Origin of the sequence: Enterobacter cloacae complex sp. CDL013 (assembly GCF_049238805.1) — a bacterium.
Classification (GTDB): Bacteria; Pseudomonadota; Gammaproteobacteria; order Enterobacterales; family Enterobacteriaceae; genus Enterobacter; species Enterobacter hormaechei_C.
This window is the reverse complement of record NZ_JBMKGT010000020.1, coordinates 1-584: the sequence shown is the minus strand read 5'-3', so window position 1 is coordinate 584 and position 584 is coordinate 1. Positions and strand designations below refer to the sequence as shown.

General features: G+C 56.0%; 1 rRNA gene. It reads right to left on the bottom strand.

Annotated elements, in window-relative coordinates:
* Positions 1-584, bottom strand: a 23S ribosomal RNA gene (locus ACOTXD_RS21700); the annotation flags it as partial.

Sequence of the window (584 nt, the reverse complement as noted above, 5' to 3'; positions counted from 1 at the left end):
GTCTCAGGGAGAACTCATCTCGGGGCAAGTTTCGTGCTTAGATGCTTTCAGCACTTATCTCTTCCGCATTTAGCTACCGGGCAGTGCCATTGGCATGACAACCCGAACACCAGTGATGCGTCCACTCCGGTCCTCTCGTACTAGGAGCAGCCCCCCTCAATTCTCCAGCGCCCACGGCAGATAGGGACCGAACTGTCTCACGACGTTCTAAACCCAGCTCGCGTACCACTTTAAATGGCGAACAGCCATACCCTTGGGACCTACTTCAGCCCCAGGATGTGATGAGCCGACATCGAGGTGCCAAACACCGCCGTCGATATGAACTCTTGGGCGGTATCAGCCTGTTATCCCCGGAGTACCTTTTATCCGTTGAGCGATGGCCCTTCCATTCAGAACCACCGGATCACTATGACCTGCTTTCGCACCTGCTCGCGCCGTCACGCTCGCAGTCAAGCTGGCTTATGCCATTGCACTAACCTCCTGATGTCCGACCAGGATTAGCCAACCTTCGTGCTCCTCCGTTACTCTTTGGGAGGAGACCGCCCCAGTCAAACTACCCACCAGACACTGTCCGCAACCCGGAT